General features: G+C 64.0%; 16 protein-coding genes and 1 pseudogene. 14 read left to right on the plus strand and 3 right to left on the minus strand.

Going from position 1 to position 16,696, the window contains the following annotated elements; genetic code table 11:
• Positions 1–100 precede the first annotated feature (100 nt).
• Complete coding sequence (locus AC1DK4_RS10180; RefSeq protein ID WP_441614002.1) at positions 101–928, plus strand: AraC family transcriptional regulator; 828 nt, start codon at positions 101–103, stop codon at positions 926–928.
• Between the two features lie 77 nt (positions 929–1,005).
• Positions 1,006–1,431 carry a cupin domain-containing protein gene (locus tag AC1DK4_RS10185; protein ID WP_441614003.1) on the plus strand — a complete coding sequence of 142 codons (426 nt, stop codon included), beginning with the start codon at positions 1,006–1,008 and terminating at the stop codon, positions 1,429–1,431.
• Between the two features lie 33 nt (positions 1,432–1,464).
• Here the strand turns inward: AC1DK4_RS10185 and AC1DK4_RS10190 are convergent, their stop codons facing one another.
• Positions 1,465–2,229, minus strand: a complete 765-nt coding sequence (locus tag AC1DK4_RS10190) for an IclR family transcriptional regulator (protein WP_441614004.1) — start codon at positions 2,227–2,229, stop codon at positions 1,465–1,467.
• Positions 2,230–2,377: 148 nt separating this feature from the next.
• Here AC1DK4_RS10190 and AC1DK4_RS10195 point away from each other — a divergent pair, with 148 nt between their 5' ends.
• From AC1DK4_RS10195 to AC1DK4_RS10230, 8 genes are all read left to right on the plus strand, one after another.
• Positions 2,378–3,382, plus strand: coding sequence for a Bug family tripartite tricarboxylate transporter substrate binding protein (locus AC1DK4_RS10195; RefSeq protein ID WP_441614005.1), 1,005 nt, complete (start codon positions 2,378–2,380; stop codon positions 3,380–3,382).
• A 1-nt stretch (position 3,383) separates the two neighbouring features.
• Entirely contained in the window at positions 3,384–4,952 is a 1,569-nt protein-coding gene (locus tag AC1DK4_RS10200; RefSeq protein ID WP_441614006.1) for an AMP-binding protein, read from the plus strand.
• An 11-nt stretch (positions 4,953–4,963) separates the two neighbouring features.
• Positions 4,964–6,130 (plus strand): thiolase domain-containing protein, encoded by a 1,167-nt coding sequence (locus AC1DK4_RS10205; RefSeq protein ID WP_441614007.1) that lies wholly within the window; start codon positions 4,964–4,966, stop codon positions 6,128–6,130.
• A gap of 4 nt (positions 6,131–6,134) precedes the next feature.
• Positions 6,135–6,536 carry a Zn-ribbon domain-containing OB-fold protein gene (locus tag AC1DK4_RS10210; RefSeq protein ID WP_441649729.1) on the plus strand — a complete coding sequence of 134 codons (402 nt, stop codon included), beginning with the start codon at positions 6,135–6,137 and terminating at the stop codon, positions 6,534–6,536.
• A gap of 32 nt (positions 6,537–6,568) precedes the next feature.
• Positions 6,569–7,387 carry an SDR family NAD(P)-dependent oxidoreductase gene (locus tag AC1DK4_RS10215; RefSeq protein WP_477131504.1) on the plus strand — a complete coding sequence of 273 codons (819 nt, stop codon included), beginning with the start codon at positions 6,569–6,571 and terminating at the stop codon, positions 7,385–7,387.
• Between the two features lie 413 nt (positions 7,388–7,800).
• On the plus strand, positions 7,801–8,442 hold the full coding sequence (locus AC1DK4_RS10220; RefSeq protein WP_441614010.1) for a cysteine hydrolase family protein: 642 nt from the start codon (positions 7,801–7,803) through the stop codon (positions 8,440–8,442).
• Positions 8,439–10,016: an aldehyde dehydrogenase (NADP(+)) gene (locus AC1DK4_RS10225; protein ID WP_441614011.1), complete on the plus strand. Its 1,578-nt coding sequence runs from the start codon at positions 8,439–8,441 to the stop codon at positions 10,014–10,016. Before AC1DK4_RS10220 ends, AC1DK4_RS10225 begins: the two co-directional genes overlap by 4 nt.
• A 104-nt stretch (positions 10,017–10,120) precedes the next feature.
• The gene (locus tag AC1DK4_RS10230) at positions 10,121–11,440 is read left to right on the plus strand and encodes an epoxide hydrolase family protein (protein ID WP_441614012.1); all 1,320 of its coding nucleotides are present in this window, start codon (positions 10,121–10,123) and stop codon (positions 11,438–11,440) included.
• Positions 11,441–11,482: 42 nt separating this feature from the next.
• On the opposite strand, the gene AC1DK4_RS10235 is transcribed toward AC1DK4_RS10230, so the two are convergent.
• On the minus strand, positions 11,483–12,478 hold the full coding sequence (locus AC1DK4_RS10235) for a quinone oxidoreductase family protein (protein WP_441614013.1): 996 nt from the start codon (positions 12,476–12,478) through the stop codon (positions 11,483–11,485).
• Positions 12,479–12,537: 59 nt separating this feature from the next.
• Between AC1DK4_RS10235 and AC1DK4_RS10240 the strand changes: the two are divergent.
• The 4 genes and pseudogenes from AC1DK4_RS10240 to AC1DK4_RS10255 form a co-directional block, all read left to right on the plus strand.
• Positions 12,538–12,834 (plus strand): annotated as a pseudogene (locus AC1DK4_RS10240) (cupin domain-containing protein); the annotation flags it as partial.
• A gap of 45 nt (positions 12,835–12,879) precedes the next feature.
• Positions 12,880–13,329, plus strand: coding sequence for a helix-turn-helix transcriptional regulator (locus AC1DK4_RS10245; protein ID WP_477131514.1), 450 nt, complete (start codon positions 12,880–12,882; stop codon positions 13,327–13,329).
• Between the two features lie 127 nt (positions 13,330–13,456).
• Positions 13,457–14,440, plus strand: a complete 984-nt coding sequence (locus AC1DK4_RS10250; RefSeq protein ID WP_441649731.1) for an aldo/keto reductase — start codon at positions 13,457–13,459, stop codon at positions 14,438–14,440.
• 41 nt (positions 14,441–14,481) lie between these two features.
• Positions 14,482–15,408 (plus strand): LysR family transcriptional regulator, encoded by a 927-nt coding sequence (locus AC1DK4_RS10255; protein WP_441614015.1) that lies wholly within the window; start codon positions 14,482–14,484, stop codon positions 15,406–15,408.
• 220 nt (positions 15,409–15,628) lie between these two features.
• Here the strand turns inward: AC1DK4_RS10255 and AC1DK4_RS10260 are convergent, their stop codons facing one another.
• A complete protein-coding gene (locus AC1DK4_RS10260; protein WP_441614016.1) occupies positions 15,629–16,651 on the minus strand; it encodes a DUF1254 domain-containing protein in 1,023 nt (340 codons plus the stop codon).
• Positions 16,652–16,696: the final 45 nt, after the last annotated feature.

The following is a 16,696-nucleotide window of genomic DNA, read 5'->3' on the forward strand; positions in this document are numbered from 1 at the left end:
GATCTTCCCGTGCGACAATCCGGGTAGCTGCTGCGCATCGCACCGCGCCCGGGGGCTTGTACCGCAGCGCGACACCCCGGGCCGCCAAAATTCATACATCATGAACCGACCAGCAGCGCTCTCATGCCCCGACTGGGTGAGGTGCGCCGAGCCGATGGAAGGCGTCGAGCGCATCGAAGCGTGGTTTCACGGCAAGGCGTATGCCATGCACCGTCACGACACCTATGCCATTGGCCGCACGCTCGCCGGCGTCCAGAGTTTCAACTATCGGCGCAGCCAGCGAAACAGCCTGCCGGGCAACACGATGGTGCTGCACCCCGACGAGATTCACGATGGCCAGGCGGGCACCGACGAAGGGTTCCGGTACAGGATGATCTACGTTGAACCCGCGCTCTTTCAGGATGTGCTCGGTGGACGCGCGCTGCCGTTCCTCGAAGGCGGCGTGACGACCGATCCGCGTCTTGCAGCGGCAACCGCGACGTTGCTGCAGCACGTCGGCCATACGCTCGAATCGCTCGAACAGAGCGATGCGCTCGCCGAACTGGCGTATGCCCTTGCCGCCGTTACTGGCACGTCCACGCGACGCCCGAAAGGCGACTTCCTCTCGGCGCGGCGCGCACGCGACTATTTGCACGCGAACTGCGCCCGCGTCGTCACGCTCGTCGAACTGGAAGCTGCGACGGGCCGCGATCGCTGGAGCCTGTCGCACGACTTTCGCACGTTCTACGGCACGAGCCCGTACCGCTATCTGACGATGCGGCGCCTCGATGCGGTGCGCCGCATGCTGCTCGCCGGCACCTCGCTCGCCCACGCCGCCGCGGCCGCGGGTTTTGCTGACCAGAGCCACATGACGCGCCACTTCTCGAAAGCATTCGGGCTGACGCCGGGGCGCTGGCTCCAGGCCGCGGGCAGCGTCCACCGCACCTGAAAACAGCCACGATCGTTCAATACGGACGCAAGGAGCATGCGTATCCTCGGCGCATTGACCTTTGAACGGAGAGAACGATGGACCAATCCTCGAACCACACCACCGCGCCGGCCGAACGCGGCCAGTGCCAGGCCATCGACCTGGCCGGCAAGATCGCGCAGATCAACGGTCACTGGCAACCGCGCGTCGTCGCTGAAATGAACGACTATCAGTTCAAGGTCGTGAAGGTCGAAGGCGAGTTCCAGTGGCATCGGCACAACGATACGGATGAAGCGTTCATCGTGCTCGAGGGCGAGCTGCGCATCGATGTCCGCGCGGGCCCTTTGGGCGACAGTTCTATCGTGCTGCGCGCCGGCCAGATGGCGGTGGTGCCCAAGGGCGTCGAGCACAAGCCCTGTGCAGACGCAGAAGTGAAGCTGCTGCTGATCGAGCCGCGAGGTGTGGTGAACACAGGCGACGGTGCGACGGGCGAGCGTACTGTCGAGAACGACCAGTGGATCTGATGCGGCCCCGGCATATAACGTTTGCGGATGCTTCTATAAGCCGGTCGGCAATAGCTTCCCCAGCGCGTCCTGGATCGTCTTGATGATGTAGGTCTGGCGCTGACGCTGCATGCGTGCCAGCGGCGCGGCTACGCTGATGGCGGCCAACGGCACGCCGCCCGTGGCGGGAATGGCAATGCCCACCCCGAGGGTGTCAGTGGCTACATGGTTACCGACGACAGACCAGCCTCGCTCGCGCGTGGCTTTCAGCAATAGCTGCATGCGTTCGGGCGTCATCCCGCCGTAGCTGCCCAAGGTCGCGGCGTTGGCGGCAATCATTGCGGCGGCTTCGTGTTCAGGTAACGAAGCCAGCAGCGCAAGTCCGGCGGCGCCGACCCCCAAAGGCTGGCGGCGGCCAACCTGCACGATCAGCACCTGGACGGGGAACGTGCCGATCTGGCGGGCGATGCAGTGTGACTGAGCGCCATCGCGCACCACCGCGAATGCAGAGTCTTCGGTAATTTCGCTGATGTGCCGCAGCACGGGTTGTAGCCGCGTCGCGAGTTCGTTGACGGGCGCGCCGCCGGAGACGTCCTGGATGCGCGGCCCGGGCACATACCAGTACCTGTCCCGCTTGGCCACGTAGCCCGCGGCGATCAGCGTGCTCAAGAGCCGATAGACCGTAGCCCGTTCCAGCATGCAAAGCCGCATGATCTCCATTACCCGTACGCCGCCCCGGGCGTGTTGCCGCACGCAGTCAAGCACGTCCAGGCCACGCTGCAACGAGCGGTTGCCATCGTCGATGTGCGTTGTCGTCACATTTTAGCCATTTGTTGGTTTGTCCGGCAGGCGGACATTGTAGCCTTCCCAGCGATCGTGATAAGCGGAAAACTTCATCCCAGCCGAGCCCGCACCGGTCACCTGGCGTAGCGGAGACAGACGGCACATAACCAGACTGGAGACAAGCATGACCTTGGCAATGTTGCGCCTGCGGTGGACACAGACCTCATGTGCCCTGATGCTGGCGTTGGCGCTTGGCCCGACGCTGGCCACCGCGCAGGACACCGCGGCAGGTACCTATCCAAGCCGCCCCGTCACCATCATCGTGCCGTTTGCTGCCGGCGGCGGCACGGACATCGTGGCCCGCATGCTTGGCAATGAACTGGGCAAGCGCTGGAAGACCAGCGTCGTGGTGGAAAACAAGCCAGGCGCCAGCGGCCAGATCGGCAATGCACTGGCGGCCCGTGCCAAGCCTGACGGCTACACGCTCCTGCTCTCCACCACCGCGCTGATCCAGGAGCCCGGCCTCTACAAGAAGCTGCCGTACACGGCGGTAAAGGACTTCACTCCGGTAGCCCAGGTGGCCACCTCCACCAACTTCCTCGTGGTTCCCGCATCGTCACCGGCCAACACGCTCAAGGAATTCATCGCCTATGCCAGGGGCCATCAGGGGCGCCTCAGCTACGGCTCGAACGGCAATGGCGGCTCCTCGCACCTGCACGGCTCGCTGTTCAATTCTGCCAACAGGCTCGAGATGGTCCACGTGCCGTTCGCGGGCTCCGCGCCGCTGCTGACGGCGTTGCTGGGCCAGCAGGTCGACGCCGCCTTCGTCGATATCTCGCCGCTACGCGCGCAGCTGGGCGGCGGCAAGCTGAAGGTGCTGGCCGGCACGGGACCGAAGCGCTCGGTGCTGCTGCCGAATGTGCCGACGATGAGCGAGGAAGGCATCGCGGGTTTCGAGCCCGTGGGCTGGTTTGGCATGTTCGTGCCATCCGGCGTTCCCGCGCCGATCCGCAAGACGATCTCCTACGCCGTGGTCGATGCACTGAAGTCCCCGGAGATCGTCAAGCGAATCGAGGAACTGGGGCTGGCGCCCGCGCAGGTGGCCCCGGACGCGTTTGCGGAACGCATGCGCGAAGACACCCCCAAGTGGGAACAGATGATCAAGGCTGGTAACGTAACGGTGGAATGACATGCAACTCTCTCCTGAACTGACGCACGGCGGCACGATTGCGGACCTCGTGATCGGCGCGATCGAGCGCTTTCCCGAGCGCACGGCGTTTGCCAGCGACGATGCCACGATCAGCTACGCGGCACTGGGCCAGCGCATCAGCCAGATCGCGCAGCACTTCGACAGCCTGGGCCTGAAGCCCGGCGACACCGTGGCGCAACTGGCCGTGAACCGCTTCGAGGTGTTTGCGATCGTCGCCGCGGTCTATCTGCGCGGTTTGCGCTCCGTCATGCTGCACGCCATGGGCAGCGAGGCCGACCACGAGTTCGTCCTTGATGACTGCGGTGCCAGCGTGGTGATCGTCGACGCCTATCACCAGGCGCGCGGCCAGGCGCTGCGCAAGCGCTGCGGCAAGGTGCGGGCATGGATGTCGCTGGGTGCAATTCCGGGTTTCGACGCGCTGGACGACGCGATGCAGGCCTACCAGCCGGCGCCGCTCGTGGCCTTTGGCGACGCGGAACTGGTGGTCCGCGTGGCCTATACCGGAGGAACGACCGGTCGCCCCAAGGGCGTGATGCTGTCCAACCGCGCGCTGGCGACCAATGTGGTGCTGGACCTGTCTGCCAAGGAATGGCCGGCCGACGTCAAGTATCTCTGCGTAGCGCCGATCTCGCATGGCGCCGGATCGCTGGTGGTTCCCACGCTGATGCGCGGTGGCTGCATTACGCTGATGCGGGGCTTCTCGGCCGACGGCCTGATCGACACGATCAACAAATACGGCTGCAACGTGACGTGGCTGGTGCCCACCATGCTGTACGCGCTGCTGGATTGCGCGCGCGTGAAAGAGGTCGACTGGTCGAAGTTCCATTCGCTGATCTACAGCGCGGCGCCCACCTCGCCCTCGCGCATCCGCCAGGCGCTGGATCTTCTGGGTCCCATCCTGATCCAGAGCTACGGGCAGACGGAGTCGCCGAACTCGATCCTGATCCTGGGCAAGCACGATCATCCGCGCCTGAGCGATGCGCAACTGGCTTCGGCCGGACGCCCCTATCCGCTGATGCGCGTCTGCCTGCTCGATGCCGACGGTGCCGAGGTGGCGGCCGGCGAGCGTGGCGAGGTCTGCGTGCGCGGGCCGTTGCTGATGTCGGGCTATCTCAACAATCCGGCGGAAACGGCATCGACGCTCAAGGACGGCTGGCTCCACACTGGCGATATTGCGTACAAGGATGCCGATGGCCTGTACTACATCGTCGACCGCAAGAAGGACATGATCATTTCGGGCGGATTCAACGTGTATCCCAAGGAGATCGAGGACACCATCTGCGCGCATCCGTCGGTGGCCTCGGCGGCCGTGATCGGCATTCCCGACGAAAAATGGGGCGAGATGGTCATGGCCTATGTGCAACTGAAGGACGGCTGCCAGGTGTCGGAGGACGAGATTGCCGCAGCGGTGCGCCAGGCCAAGGGCACCGTGGCGACGCCCAAGCGGGTGGAGATCATCGCTGCGTTGCCGCTCACGCCGCTCGGCAAGATCGACAAGAAGGCGCTGCGGTCCCGCCACTGGACCGCGGGTGCGCGGTCCGTCCATTGATGAGGCCGACCATGAACCAGACCCACGCCTATATCTGCGGCGCCTACGAGCACCCGACGCGGCACGCGCCGGACAAGTCGGTCGCCCAGCTCCACGCCGAATGCGCCAGGGGGGCGCTGGCCGATGCGGGGCTCACGCTGGCCGATGTCGACGGCTACTTCTGCGCGGGCGATGTGCCGGGCGGCACGCCGCTGCTGATGGCCGACTACCTGAACCTGCGGCTGCGCTGGCTCGACGGCACGGAGCTTGGCGGATGCTCCTACATTTCGCTGGTGTCGCACGCGGCGGCGGCCATCGCGGCAGGCAAGTGCTCGGTGGCACTGATCACCATGGCGGGGCGCCCGCGCAGCACCGGACAGTCGGTAGGCGTCAAGCCACGCGCGTTGAGCCCGGACCGCCCCGAAGCCGTCTGGGACAGCCCGAGCCAGTGGACCATCGCCACCATCTACGGCATGGCGGCGCAGCGCCACATGCACGAATTCGGCACCACCGCGGAGCAGATGGCGTGGGTCAAGGTGGCCGCTTCGACCCATGCGCAACACAATCCGCATGCGTTCCTGCCCAAGCTTGTCACGGTCGAAGATGTATTGGCGTCGGGCGTCATTGCCGATCCGCTGCACAAGATGGACTGCTGCGTGGTCACCGACGGTGGCGGGGCGCTGGTGGTAACCAGCGCGGCCGTGGCGCGTTCGCTCAAGCGGCCCTTGGTCAAGGTACTGGGCACCGGCGAAACCGTGCACACCAATCAGGGGGGGATGGTGGACCTGACCGTCACGGGCGCCACGAAGGCGGGCACGGAAGCCTTCGCGCAGGCCGGGCTTGGGCCGAAGGACATCCAGTACGCGTCCATTTATGACAATTTCACCATCATGGTCATCATGCAACTGGAAGACCTCAGCTTTTGCAAGAAGGGGCAGGGTGGCGCGTTCGTGGCCGACGGCAACCTGATTTCCGGCAAGGGCCAACTGCCGTGGAACACCGACGGTGGCGGGCTGTGCAACAACCATCCGCAGAATCGCGGCGGCATGACCAAAGTCGTCGAGGCCGTCAGGCAATTGCGAGGCGAAGCCCATCCGCAGGTGCAGGTGCCGGACTGTTCCATCGCGATGGCATCTGGGCCCGGCCTCGTGCTCGGCGGTGGCCATGCGTACTCCGCGCTGGTTCTGGAAAGGGAGTGAAAAAATGACCCCGACATCGTTTCTGGAAGATCCGTACGTGGCGGCCAACCCCGAGAGCCTGCCATTCTGGCGCGCGGCCGAGGAAGGCGTGCTGCTTGGCAAGTCCTGTAGTGACTGCGGCAAGGTGCACTGGTACCCGCGCGAGATCTGCCCGTTCTGCGGCAGCGACCAGACAGAATGGAAGCCGCTCAGCGGGCGCGGCACGGTCTACGCGTTCTCCACGTTGCGGCGCGCCGCGCAACCCTATACGGTGGCCTACGTGCGATTGGCGGAAGGCCCCACGATGCTGACCAACCTGGTCGAGATCGATGATGCCGACATGCGGGTCGGCATGCCGGTCCGGGTGGTCTTCCGGCGCACCGAGGAAGGCCGTATTGCGCCGAAGTTCGCCGCGGAGGTGGTTTGATGAATCATCCGCGCTAAGTGAGGATAAGAGACATGGAAACAGCTTTCCCGATGCCGCTGCGCCTTGACGGCCGGCATGTGTTCGTTGCGGGTGGTGGTTCGGCCGGACCGGGCTGGAGCATCGGACGCGCCGCGTCGGTACTGTACGCCCGGCTCGGCGCCAGCGTATCGGTGGCCGACTGCGACGAAGCGTCTGCCCGCGAGACCTTGCGGCTGATCGAGCAAGAGGGCGGCCGCGCGGTTGCCCTTTTTGGTGACGTGACGCTCGAGCAGGAGGTCGGGCGGCTCTTTGCCGAGGCGCGCGATGCATTCGGGCCGGTGGACGTGCTGCACTACAACGTCGGCATCGGCAAGGTAGGTGGCGCCATGGAAACGAGCGCGGCCGACATGGCGCGCATACACGGCGCCAATGTCGGCGGCCTGCTGTTGTGCGCGCAAGCGGTGCTTCCAGGCATGAAGGAGCAGCGGCGCGGTGCCATCGTCGCCATCTCGTCCATCGCGGGCCATCGCTATCTCGGCTATCCCCACCTCGCGTATGGCGTGACGAAAGCCGCCACCGAGCAATACATCCGGCTGGTGGCACATGAATACGCGGCCGACGGCATCMGCGCCAACACGGTGGTGCCCGGGTTGATCGATACCCCGCGGATCGCCAGCACGGTGGCAAAGATGTACGACGCGGAAGACTTCGATCGAGCCAGGCAGGAGCGTGCGCGTCAGGTGCCCGTGGGCCGCATGGGCACCGCGTGGGACGTGGCGCATGCTTGCGCCTTTCTCGTATCGGACGCCGCGGCGTACATCACGGGGACCGAGTTGATGGTCGATGGTGGTATCACCGGAAAATTCATCTGATACATGGCTTCGGCGCGGTGCCTGGCGAGCTTGGGTAGCGTATGCAGTGCACCACGCAAGCGCCCATCACCGCCACGCGAGGCATCTTCCCGGCATGCGTGGGCTTCTACCTCTTTCACTTTCGATCACCTAGAATCGATTGGATCATTCGGCAGGGCGGGCGTCACGCGGAGCATGTACGCGGAACCGGCGCGCACCGCATGAGTGAGTGAAGTAGCGTCCGGGCACTGTAGGCCGGGAGTTGCATGAGCGCCACCTGCCTGAGCTCATGCCAGCAGCGTTGCATCGGCCGGGCTCCATCGCCCCCGCCACAGTGACGCGCTATGGAATTGCGTCGCGCAAGCCGTCGGACGACGGCTACCTTTGTCGCGCACGTCGTAATCACGGTGCTTTGCATGTCATGGAGAGCCGAGATGCCCGATCCTGTTTATCGCGCCGACCGTACCGGCCTGCTGCTGGTCGATCCGTACAACGACTTTCTGTCCGAGGGCGGAAAGGTATTTCCGATGATCAAGGAAATCGCCGCCGAAGTCGGACTGCTGGACAATCTGCGCACGACGGTCGCCGCCGTGCGCAAAGCCAATATCCAGGTGTTCTACGTGCCGCACCGTCGCTGGCAACCCGGCGACTATGACAACTGGGATCATCCCAATCCGACGCAACGCCTTGTCCAGGAGCGCCACACATTCGAGCTGGGAACGTGGGGTGGCGAATGGCATCCCGATTTCATACCTCAGGCGAACGACATCATCATCAAGGAGCACTGGGCCCAAAGTGGATTCGCCAACACCGATCTCGACTTCCAGTTGAAACAGCAGGGTGTCACGCATGTCGTGATCGTCGGCCTGCTGGCGAATACCTGCATTGAATCCACAAGCCGCTTTGCCATGGAACTGGGCTATCACGTCACGCTTGTGCGCGATGCCACCGCGGCATTCAGCAAGGAAATGATGCGCGCGGCGCATGAACTCAATGGCCCCACCTTCGCCCATGCGATTCTGACGACGGCCGAGCTGACCGCTGCCCTGTCTGACGTCGAGCGGAGGCAGTCATGACGCTCACGGGTGGTCTTCTCATTGGTGCAGAGGAAGTCGCCCCAGGTGCGGGCACGATGAAGGCGCTGAATCCGGCAACGAATCTCGAAATCGAGCCGCCGTTCGCATTTGGCGGCATCGCGGAAGTCGACCGGGCGGCAAAGCTGGCCGATGACGCCTTCGACAGCTATAACAACACCAGTCTTGCAGAGCGGGCCGCGTTCCTCGAGCGCATCGCGGATGGCGTCGACGCCATCGCCCAGGCGCTTGCCCAACGGACTTCGCTCGAGACGGGCTTGCCGGTCGCCCAGCTCGAAGGAGAAGCCGCAAAGGCGGCGGCCCAATTCCGCCAGTTCGCGAATGTCGTGCGCCAGGGACGTTTCCGCCAGGCCACGATCGATCCCGCCCAGCCTGAGCGTCAGCCGCGTGCGCGAATGGACCATCGCATGCAGAAGATCGCCCTCGGTCCGGTCGCCATCTTTGGCGCGAGCAACTTTCCGATCTCCTACTCTGTCGCCGGCGGCGATACGGCCTCGGCGCTGGCCGCTGGTTGTCCGGTCATTCTGAAGGCACACAATGCGCACCCGGGCGCGTCCGAAATGCAGGCGCGCGTGATCCGGCAGGCGGTGAAGGATTCCGGGCTGCATGAAGGTGTCTTTTCTCTCGTGCGTGGCGGCGGCAATGAAATCGGCGAGGCGCTCGTCGATCATCCGCTTGTCAAGGGCGTCACCTTCACGGGCTCCGAAGGCGGCGGCATGGCGCTGTTCCGACGCGCGCAGCAGCGCCCTGATCCGATTCCCGTCTTCACCGAAATGACGAGCGTCAATCCGACCTTTGTCTTGCCGGCCGCGCTGGCCTCGCGAGGCGGCGAGATTGGCGATGGATTCGCCGAGCGCATGCTTGTCACTGTCGGACAGGCCTGCCTCAAGCCGGCCATCCTGCTTGCCATTAACGGCCGGGGTTACGAAGAGATGAAGCAGGCAATGCGCGCACGTGTGCAAGCCATGCACGCGCGCACCATGCTTACGCCGGGCATCAACACCGCGTATCGCAGGAACCTCGAGCGGCTGTCCAGCGCCGGGGCCGAACGAATCGCCGCTGGCGGCGATCCGCAAGGCATGTGGGAAGGCCAGTCGATGCTCTTCGAAGTCGACGGCGCGCGTGCCCTTGAAGAACCATCGCTGTCGGCGGAGGTTTTTGGACCTGCCGCGCTGATCATCCGGGTGAAGGACGAAGCGCAGCTCTTCGCAATGGCAAGGCAGTTCGGCGGACAGCTTTCCACCACGATGCAGATCGACCCGGATGACTACGCGATGGCCGGCCGGCTGCTGCCGATTCTGGAGCGCCGGACAGGGCGAATCGTCATCAACGCGTTCTCGCATCCGCAGGAGGTGTCGTACGCGTCGATCCATGGCGGGCCATTTCCCGCAACTTCCGACAGCCGCTTCACCTCTGTCGGCATGAGCGCAATCGAGCGATTCTTGCGCCCGGTCTGTTACCAGGGCTTTCCCGACAAGCTGTTGCCTGAAGCGCTGAAGCACCGGAATCCTTCTGGTATCTGGCGTCTCACCGACGGGGAACCGTCAACGGCCTGATCCGCGCCGGCCATCGCCCCGGACGATGCGCGACCCGCTTGATCGTGCGGGTTGCGCGCTTGCGCATTGCTTCGCGCGCTTGATGCACGCCGACAGGAGCTTGCATGGAACCCGATATCCTTCCCGAACACCCGCCACGCCGCCGCTTCTTCGGCGTGTCGGCGGCCGCGATTGCGGCGACATCGTTCAGCCAGTACGCCCTGGCCGATGCCACCATCGTTGACGTTTCCCGGGCGGCGAGCGGAGACAAGAGCGCTATTCGTCCACTTCGCGTCCGTGTTCCGGAGTCGCAGCTTGTCGAGCTGCGCAGGCGGGTCAAGGCGACCCGGTGGCCGGAGCGTGAGACGGTAACGGACGCATCGCAGGGGGTGCAGCTCGCAACGATGCAGAACCTGGCGCGCTATTGGGCAAGCAGCTACGACTGGCGCCGGATCGAGGCAAAGCTGAATGCGGTTCCGAACTTCGTTACCGAGATCGACGGGCTCGACATTCACTTCATTCACGTTCGATCGAAACAGAAGGACGCTCTCCCGATCATCGTCACGCACGGATGGCCTGGCTCGATCATCGAACAGCTGAAGATCATCGAGCCGCTCACCAATCCGACCGCACATGGCGGCGCGGCGTCCGATGCTTTCGATATCGTGATTCCGTCGCTGCCGGGTTATGGATTCTCGGGCAAGCCGACAACGACCGGCTGGGATCCTGTGCGCACCGCGCGCGCATGGGTGGCGCTGATGAAAAAGCTTGGCTACACACGCTACGTGGCCCAGGGCGGCGATTGGGGAAATGCCGTGACCGAGCAGATGGCGCTGCTAAAGCCGCCCGAACTGCTTGGCATTCACACCAACATGCCTGCCACGGTGCCTGATGACGTCGCCAAGGCGCTCAAGTTCGGTGAGCCCGCCCCGGCCGGCCTTTCGGCCGATGAGAAGCATGCGTATGATCAGCTCGACTACTTCTACAAGCACGGTCTGGGCTACGCCCTCGAGATGGCGAACCGTCCGCAGACCCTCTACGCGATCGAGGATTCACCAGTCGGCCTGGCGGCCTGGATGATCGACCACGACGCAAGCAGCCAGGCGCTGATCTCACGTGTGTTCGATGGCGCGTCGGAAGGCCTGACCCGTGACGATATTCTCGACAACGTGACGTTGTACTGGCTGACAAACACAGGCGTTTCATCGGCGCGTCTGTATTGGGAAAACAAGCTCAACTTCTTCGAGCCGAAGCACCTTGCCATCCCCGTCGCGGTCAGCGTGTTTCCCGACGAGATATATGCGGCCCCGAAGAGCTGGGTGGAAAAGGCTTATCCCAAGCTAATGCATTTCAATCGCTTGCCCAAAGGAGGCCATTTCGCTGCCTGGGAGCAGCCAATGGTGTTCACGGAAGAGATGCGCAGCAGCTTCCGGTCATTGCGCTGAGCACGACGCTCGCACCGGTGCGGACAGCAACGCCGATCTCGTTCAGGGAATCAGCAGCAGCTTGCCTGTCGTGGCGCGACTTTCCATGTCCGCATGGGCTCTTGCAGCATCCTCCAGCCGATATTCACCGCCGATGGGCATCTGCAACTTGCCCTCGATGATCCACTGGAAGAGCCGGGCCGTCCGGGAGCGGAGCAGTTCGGGCGTATGGACGTGATCAAGAAATACGGCGTAGCCGATCTTGATGCTCTTCGGCAGCTTCATGAGGTCGAGGGGCCCCGGCCCGCCAAGGACTGGCCCATACCAGCAGAATGTGCCTGAACTACGGAGCGCATCGAGCGAGCCCTGGAAGGTCGCCGGGCCGGACCCGTCATAGACGACGTCCACGCCTTTGCCACCCGACAGGCGAACCGCTTCTTCGGCGAACTGGCCGGCTGTGTCGACGATGACGTGATCGGCACCTGCCTGCTTGGCGACTGCTGCCTTGCTCTGTGAAGACACGCGACCGATGACGTGGCCCCCCCTGAGCTTGATGATCTGCGTCAACAGAAGGCCGACTCCGCCGGCTGCCGCGTGGACCAGCGCAATGTCGCCAGGTTGCACAGGATAGAAGTCGGTCGCGAAGTGACTCGCGGTAAGGCCCGCCATCATGATCGACGCGGCGGTCCGATCATCGATTGCATCGGGCACCGCCACTACGGAGGTTGCCGGGACGACGGCCATGTCGGTGTAACTGCCCGGGGAATAGACCCAGGCCACACGCTGGCCGACCTGGATATCCTCTACGCCTTCGCCAACCGCCACGACCCGGCCTGCGCCTTCGACACCCAGCGTTTTCGGGTACGGCATCTCAGCCCAGATGTTCCCCTGGCGGACACCAATATCCATGAAATTCACGCCGGCGGCGGCTACCTCGACCAGCACCTGGCCCGCCGCGGCCACGGGATCCGGCATTTCGACACACTTGAGTACCTCGGGACCGCCAGCGCGGTCTATCACTACAGCCTTCATTTGTTGTCCTCTGTCTTGAATGTTCATTTGCAGTCCGGCCTGCCAAGCCTGACGGCGGCGCGTATGAGACCTATGACGCCCCCGGCTCGGCGCTGCTTGACTGCGCGGAAGTCCTGGCGAGGCAGATCGACGACAAGATCGTGATCGGCGGTGGCGGCGCCGCGTCGACCTTTATCAGCGGCTGCTTCGAAATTGACGCGCGCGACGCAGCGCCGCTCATGTCCGTACTGCCGTCGCTGCTGTTGCTGAGGGCCGGCGAAGAATCGAACCGCGCAATCGAGGACCTCCTCGGGATGCTTGCGCGCGAAACCGCGCGTCGCGACATGGGATCGGACGCGATGATCGCGCGGATCTTCGAGCTTCTGTTCATCCATGCGGTCCGCGCGTATTGCGAGCAGCAGGCATTGCCCAGGACGGGTTGGCTCGCCGTGACGTCCGATCCTCATCTGAGGCACGCGGCGCGTGCGATCCACAGCGACCTCGCGAATGAGTGGACGCTGGAATCGCTGGCGAAGATCGCCGGGATGTCCCGTTCGGCGTTCGCGGCACGCTTCAAGGAGAAAGCCGGCCAGACTGCGCTCGATTACCTGATCCGATGGCGCATGCACAAGGCCGCGCAACTGATCCGGCGCGGCGAGCTCTCGCTGCATGAGATTGCCAATTGCATCGGCTACCGATCCGAGGCTGCGTTCAACCGCATGTTCAAACGCGAAGTTGGCACGACCCCGGGCCAATTCAAGCGGGAGAGCCGAATCGCCCCCCGCTCGCCGCAACCGTCGTCCACACTGAATCGCCCTGATACGCCCGCCGTCTCCACGAGCGCTTCGAGCGGTTCGAGCGGTTCGAGGCGATTAGACAATCGGCATCACGATTCATAAGATAGGCTAATAGGTCCATCCGGCTTTGCTGGTCTAATCAGCACACCGTCTGGCAGGTACAGTTCGGATCCGCGTGGCAGCCGTGTGGACTGCCGTCTGCGAAGTACCTTTGCCTTGGAGATGGATGATGCAAACACGACAACTTGGGAAGGGCGGACTGGAAGTCTCCGCCATCGGATTCGGCTGCATGGGGCTGAGCTTTGCCTACGGGCCGCCGACGGAACGCGCCGACGCGATCAAGCTGATTCAGTCAGCGTTCGAGCAAGGTGTCACCTTCTTCGATAGCGCGGAAGCATACGGCCCGTTCGTCAACGAAGAGGTGCTCGGTGAAGCCGTGGCGCCGTTTCGCGATGGGGTCGTCATCGCCACAAAGTTCGGCTTCCGTGATGGAAATCCGAGGGCTGGACTCGACAGCCGCCCGGAACGCATTCGCGAGGTCGCAGACGCGGCGCTCAAGCGTCTGAACACCGATCGGATCGATCTGTTCTATCAACACCGGGTGGACCCGCAGGTGCCCATCGAGGACGTCGCCGGCACGGTGAGCCAATTGATCCGCGAAGGAAAGGTCAAGCATTTCGGACTGTCCGAAGCCGGCGCGCAAGCCATCCGCCGCGCTCACGCCGTCCAGCCGGTCGCGGCGCTGCAGAGCGAGTATTCGCTGTGGTGGCGCGAGCCGGAATCGGAAATCCTGCCGACTCTGGAAGAGCTCGGAATCGGCTTTGTCCCCTTCAGTCCACTCGGTAAGGGCTTTCTGACGGGGGCCATCAACGAGCACACGCAGTTCGATGCGAGCGATTTCCGCAATACCGTGCCGCGCTTTGCTCCTGAAGCCCGCAAAGCCAACCGGGCATTCGTCGAAATGCTCGCACCCATTGCATCGCGCAAAGGCGTGACGCCGGCACAAATCGCATTGTCCTGGCTACTGGCGCAACGGCCGTGGATCGTGCCCATCCCGGGCACCACGAAATTGCATCGCATCGAGGAAAACAACGCTGCCGCGAATATTGTGTTGAGCGTCGATGATCTGCGCGATATCGAGGACGCTGTCTCTCGCGTGACGGTCCATGGTGACCGATACTCGGCTCAAGGTCAGAAGATGGTCAACCGATAGGCCACGGCGATGAGCTTGTCGAATGTCACAAGGGACGTGCCATGCGGGAAAACTTCAATGACATTTTCGCCTTTCTCATCGTTGCGCGTGAAGGCAGCTTCACCAAGGCCGCCGCACAACTAGGCGTGTCCCAGTCCGCGCTCAGCCAGACGGTGCGAGCACTGGAGACGCGTCTGGGTGTGCGCCTTCTGACCCGCACCACGCGAAGCGTTACCCCGACTGTGGCCGGCGAGCGATTGCTCAGTCGGATCGGTCCAAGCTTTCAGGACATTGAATCGGAGATTGCAGCGTTGTCCGTCCTGCGGGATAAGCCCGCGGGAACGATCCGGATCTCGGCGCCGTTTCACGCCGCCGAAGCGGTCATCTGGCCCAAGCTCGAGTGCTTTCTGCGTGATCACCCGGATATTCACGTCGAAGTAAACGTTGAGCACCGCCTGATCGATATCGTCGCGGAGCGCTATGACGCGGGGGTTCGTCTGGGCGAGCGTGTGGCGAAAGACATGGTCGCCGTGCGTATCAGCCGGGACAGCCGAATGGCGGTAGTCGGCTCGCCCGGATACTTCGGTGCGCGTCAGCGACCGCTCACGCCAAAGGACCTCGCGCAACACAACTGCATCAATCTGCGCTTTCCCACATACGGCGGCTTGATGCCGTGGGAATTCGAGAAAGATGGGCACGCGCTGTCGGTACAAGTGCAAGGGCAGTGCGTATTCAACTTGAGCCCTATGGTCTTGCGTGCCGCGCTCGCGGGAAATGGACTGGCCTACCTCCCGGAACTGGTCACAGACGAGTACGTCGCCACAGGTCATCTGATTCGTGTTCTGGAGGACTGGAGCCAGGCAATCTCCGGCTATCACCTTTATTACGCGAGCCACCGGTTGACGTCACCGGCCTTCGCCTTGTTCGTGGAGGCGATGCGGGAGACACGAGACGGCGCGACGGCGCCGAGCCCGGAGCGCGACACATAGCGTCCGCTCGAGATCGCCTCGATAGATGTCGCGCGACCCGGCGGTGCCGGTCGACGGCCACGATCGATGCGCGACGGGCAGTACCTGACCCTTCGCAGCCGCCCACGCTTGCTGTCCCTGCGACGGCCTTTTCAGCAAAGCGGACATGGAGCCCGTTCACTGGAGCGGCACAACCCTTCCCCAATCCCCTGGAAGCCCTTCCCGTTGGGTGACGCCTCATTCACGAAACGGGCTGCGGCAGCGGAAACGTCCAGCGACCGTCGAGGATTTCCGCATGAGGGAGATAGAACCGCACCATGTAGTTCCATCCCGGCGTGACGGGAATGCAGTTCGGGGTATCCGGCCTGCAATCGCCCAGGCGCAGCGAAACCGTACCGTCGGCCGCGTGCTTCGCGGTCAGGCTGTTGATGGTGTACGCACCCTCCGCATTGGGCTCGAAGTAGCCCGCCGCGTTGTACACGCTGATCGACCAGAAGCCGTCCACCGGTACGTGAGGCACGTCTATCCTGTACGCCGTCTGGCCGTCATTGTGTTCAGGCTTCACGATAAGATAGAACGCCTCGCGCTCGGGGATGCCACCCCACGCGATCGCGCTGCCCACCAGATGGCGTACCGGATCCACCTTGCCGGGCGGCCCGAACATGCCTCGGGAATCGGGCACCGTCGCCCCGAGTGTGATGAGCGCATGGCGCAGCGTGTCCTGGCTGGCCTGGTCCCATGCAGGGACGTCGAACCGCCCGGGACCGTCGGGCTGGCTGGCGACGATCGCGTCCTGCATGGCGTGCGCGATCCGGCCGTCCTCCGGATCGCGGGGATCTACCATCGTACGCACGCCGACCAGCGCGTAGCGGGTGCCGACGTTTTCCTTCGTCAGCGTGTAGCGGCCCGCGCCAAGGTGCACGGCTGCGACATGGTGGTCCTCGTTGTACACCGACATGGACATGTAGCGCGGTCCGGCGTCCGGCATGGATATGGTGACGGGGCCTGCGTCGAGATCGAACACGGCGCTCGAGTACAGCGTGTCGCGGTTGCCCCGCACGACGGTCTGCGCCTCGACCGGCATGACCTTGCGCGCATGCACGAACTGGCCGAGGGCGCCGCGTTTCACCACCCGCTCGAAGTACCGATCCGATTCGGCGCGCGCGAAGTTGTCGACGGTAACCGGCACCGGCGCCGCCGACTGCGCACAGGCGGGTAGCGCCGCGGCCGCCAAAAGCGTGGAAGCGGCTGCACGGCAAAACATGGTTTTCGTCTTTTCTCCGGATGGGTTTCCGTTGCCTCGGCGGGG

This window comes from Cupriavidus sp. 05N38 (assembly GCF_056397345.1).

Excerpts from the sequence above, each read along its gene's own strand:
- AC1DK4_RS10180 (WP_441614002.1), top strand. The coding sequence starts at position 101 with ATGAACCGACCAGCAGCGCTCTCATGCCCCGACTGGGTGAGGTGCGCC.
- AC1DK4_RS10185 (WP_441614003.1), top strand. The coding sequence starts at position 1,006 with ATGGACCAATCCTCGAACCACACCACCGCGCCGGCCGAACGCGGCCAG.
- AC1DK4_RS10195 (WP_441614005.1), top strand. The coding sequence starts at position 2,378 with ATGACCTTGGCAATGTTGCGCCTGCGGTGGACACAGACCTCATGTGCC.
- AC1DK4_RS10200 (WP_441614006.1), top strand. The coding sequence starts at position 3,384 with ATGCAACTCTCTCCTGAACTGACGCACGGCGGCACGATTGCGGACCTC.
- AC1DK4_RS10205 (WP_441614007.1), top strand. The coding sequence starts at position 4,964 with ATGAACCAGACCCACGCCTATATCTGCGGCGCCTACGAGCACCCGACG.
- AC1DK4_RS10210 (WP_441649729.1), top strand. The coding sequence starts at position 6,135 with ATGACCCCGACATCGTTTCTGGAAGATCCGTACGTGGCGGCCAACCCC.
- AC1DK4_RS10220 (WP_441614010.1), top strand. The coding sequence starts at position 7,801 with ATGCCCGATCCTGTTTATCGCGCCGACCGTACCGGCCTGCTGCTGGTC.
- AC1DK4_RS10225 (WP_441614011.1), top strand. The coding sequence starts at position 8,439 with ATGACGCTCACGGGTGGTCTTCTCATTGGTGCAGAGGAAGTCGCCCCA.
- AC1DK4_RS10230 (WP_441614012.1), top strand. The coding sequence starts at position 10,121 with ATGGAACCCGATATCCTTCCCGAACACCCGCCACGCCGCCGCTTCTTC.
- AC1DK4_RS10235 (WP_441614013.1), bottom strand. The coding sequence starts at position 12,478 with ATGAACATTCAAGACAGAGGACAACAAATGAAGGCTGTAGTGATAGAC.
- AC1DK4_RS10250 (WP_441649731.1), top strand. The coding sequence starts at position 13,457 with ATGCAAACACGACAACTTGGGAAGGGCGGACTGGAAGTCTCCGCCATC.
- AC1DK4_RS10255 (WP_441614015.1), top strand. The coding sequence starts at position 14,482 with ATGCGGGAAAACTTCAATGACATTTTCGCCTTTCTCATCGTTGCGCGT.
- AC1DK4_RS10260 (WP_441614016.1), bottom strand. The coding sequence starts at position 16,651 with ATGTTTTGCCGTGCAGCCGCTTCCACGCTTTTGGCGGCCGCGGCGCTA.